The sequence below is a fragment of the Chitinophaga sp. genome (assembly GCF_035564935.1).
GTDB lineage: Bacteria > Bacteroidota > Bacteroidia > Chitinophagales > Chitinophagaceae > Chitinophaga.
Map to the genome: position 1 here is coordinate 1 of NZ_DATMTE010000070.1, position 2,964 is coordinate 2,964.

Below are 2,964 nucleotides of genomic sequence, written 5' to 3' on the forward strand. Positions count from 1 at the left end.
CGTTGCCATAGGTCCTGATCATTCCAGTCATTCATTTGCATAACTGCAAAGATAAGCGCCTAATATTACGCTATTGTTATATTCCATTGCCTGAGGCCACATCAGGCAATGGAATAAGTCGCTGAGGCCTCTATGTTCAATATTTTTCCCCAGCCCTGCCTCATCACTTTTCCGGTAATAACACCAGCCGGATAAAGTTCTTCCCGCTTAAATATTTATTTGCCATAGCTTTTAAGCTGGCCGGACTCACTTTAGACAGGTCGCTGTCATAGCTACTCAATTCATGCAAATCAGTTTGCTCCTGCAGGCTGGTGACTAAATAGTCGAGCCACCAGGTATTTGTTTTCAGTGCTGTTTCCCGTGCGCGCATATCCTCAGCTTTGTATTTATCAACATTGACCTGCGGCGGTCCGGAGATCTTTAGTTTATTAATTTCATCCAACACAGACGCGATCAGTTTTTCAACATTCTGCGGAGCGCATCCAAACGAAATGCTAAACGTATAACGGGGATCAGGTGTCTTGTTCACAGTTTCCCCCACACCCGGACTATATACACCGCTCTCATCCTCGCGCAAACGTTCAATGAGCCTGATCTGCAATACTTCTTTCAGCGCATCCAGCTGTATCTTTTCAGCCGGACTGTAATCGAAGGCGCCTGAGAACACGAGGTTAACGGTAGCCTTCGACGCTGTACCTTTATAGATTGTTTTTTCGATCCGGCCTTCCGGCGGATGTATACCAAGGTCTTTATAGCTTTCACCCCGGTGTGTGGCTGGCAGTCCACCCAGGTATTTTTCCAGTAAGGGTTTCAGCTCATTCACTTTAAAGCTGCCGACAAAAACAAAGGTGAAATTTGAGGCATCTGCAAAACGTTCCTTGTAGATCTCCAGTGCCCGTTCCAGGTTGATTTGCTCCAGTCGGGCCACCGACGGGCCGGAACGGCGTATGCTTCCCTGGTTCAGGACGGCGTTAACTGAATCTCCGAAAACACTCCTTGGGTCATTAGCCCGATTAGCCAGACCTGCTTTATTACGACTGATGAAGCCATCGAATAATACCTTATCTATACGGGGTTCGGTAAAATCGGCATACGTCAGTTGCAACGCAGTTTCCATGTCTTGCATGGTACCCCCGCCACCAATCATCTGGAAGTGTTCACTGATCAAGGCGCCGGCTCCCGCCTGTTTGCCGCTAAGGTATTTATTCAGCTCAGTTGCATTATAATTTCCCACGCCGGCAATGCTCGTAACTGCAGCGGAATAGGCTGCGGATGGAAAATCAGCATCATTATATAAGGAACTGCCACCCGGGGCGAAACCATTGAACATCACCTGCTCATTTTGAAAATCTGTTGGCTTTAGCAACACTTTAAGACCGTTACTGAGCGTCAGGACAGTAGTGCCGAGTATCCCGTCTCTCTCCTCTTTAATGACTTTGCCTGCTACAGGTTCATGCGAAAGAAGCGGTAGTTTGCTCACTTCATCTTTATAAGGCTGCAATGATTCTGCTTCCACCTGTGCCAGCCAATTTTCTACAGTTGCCTGGCCGGGTAAATCCGCTTTATCATTTTCAGGCGCAGTGATTAAAATATCGCGGTCTACTGACCGGATATATTCTTTACAAACTGCGTTGATGTCTTTTATAGTGATGGTTGGCAGATCGCTCTTCGTCATCCGGTATTCCCCGGCAATTCCTGGTGCGGCAGTACCTTTTAAAAAATACTGCAGGTATTCATTAACGTATCTGTTGGAGGCCGTTTTATCTCTTTCTTTATAACTAAAATCAATCACACTCAGGTAACTCTTCTTAGCTCTCTCCAGTTCAGGTTCAGTAAAGCCGAACCTGTCTGCCCTTATGGTTTCCCGCCACAATGCCTTCAGACCCTTTTCCAGTTCGCCAGGTCTGGCCACTACATTAGCAGAATAAACGTCAAGACTGTTGATAAAATTATTGATACTTGCGCCTCCGTTAATATAAGGAGGGTTTGCTTGCTTTGTCACCTCATCATAACGCGCGGCAATCATGTCATTGAAGAGCGAACGAATAATAAAATTACGATAGTCCGCTGCACTCCTTAGTGCTTTTTCCCGGTGTTTGATCAGAATCTCCGCGGAAATGGCCTTATTCTCCCGATCGGTTACTGTGATGAATTGGTTCTTCCCGGTAAGCGGAACACTATAAACAGTCCGTGTTTTTTCCTTTCCGGGATTCTTCAGATCACTGAATTTGGCCTTAATGCTTTTTTCCATTTCATCCACGTTGATATCGCCCACCACAATGAGCGCCTGCAGGTTGGGCCGGTACCAATCCTGGTAAAAGCTTTTCAGGGTAGCCGGCGTGAAATGATTCAACACAGTGTCCACACCAATAGGCAATCGGTAGGCATAACGGGCGTGGTTCATGATCAAAGGAAAATATACATCCCGCATGCGTTGGGAGGCCCCTTTACCGAGGCGTTTTTCCTCAAGCACCACTCCACGTTCTTTATTGATCTCCACCGGGTCCAGTATGGCTTCATGCGCCCAATCCCGCATGATCTGCAATCCGCCCTGCAACAACGCCGGCTGATCGGATGGCAATGGTAACTGGTAAACTGTTTCATCAAAACTGGTGTAAGCGTTCAGATCGGCCCCAAACTTTACACCTGATTTTTGCAGGTAATCAACCAGTTTATTTTTAGGAAAATGTGTGGTTCCGTTAAAACTCATGTGCTCCATAAAATGAGCAAGCCCGCGTTGTTCATCTGTTTCCAATATCGCTCCTACTTTATTAGCCAGGTAAAATATTACCCGGTTTTTAGGCTCCTCGTTATGCCGGATATAATATGTAAAGCCGTTAGGCAATTTACCGGTACGTACAGCAGGATCAAGTGGCAGATCATCAGGCGTTTGTGCAAGCGATGCAAGAGAGCTACACACCAGCATCACCAGTGGTGCTATGCGAAATTTTATGTTCATTTCTT

General features: G+C 46.5%; 1 protein-coding gene. It reads right to left on the minus strand.

The annotated features are described in order from the left end of the window. Positions 1–163: 163 nt before the first annotated feature. A partial coding sequence (locus tag VN105_RS01960; RefSeq protein ID WP_325637398.1) for an insulinase family protein occupies positions 164–2,964 on the minus strand: 2,801 nt, incomplete at its 5' end.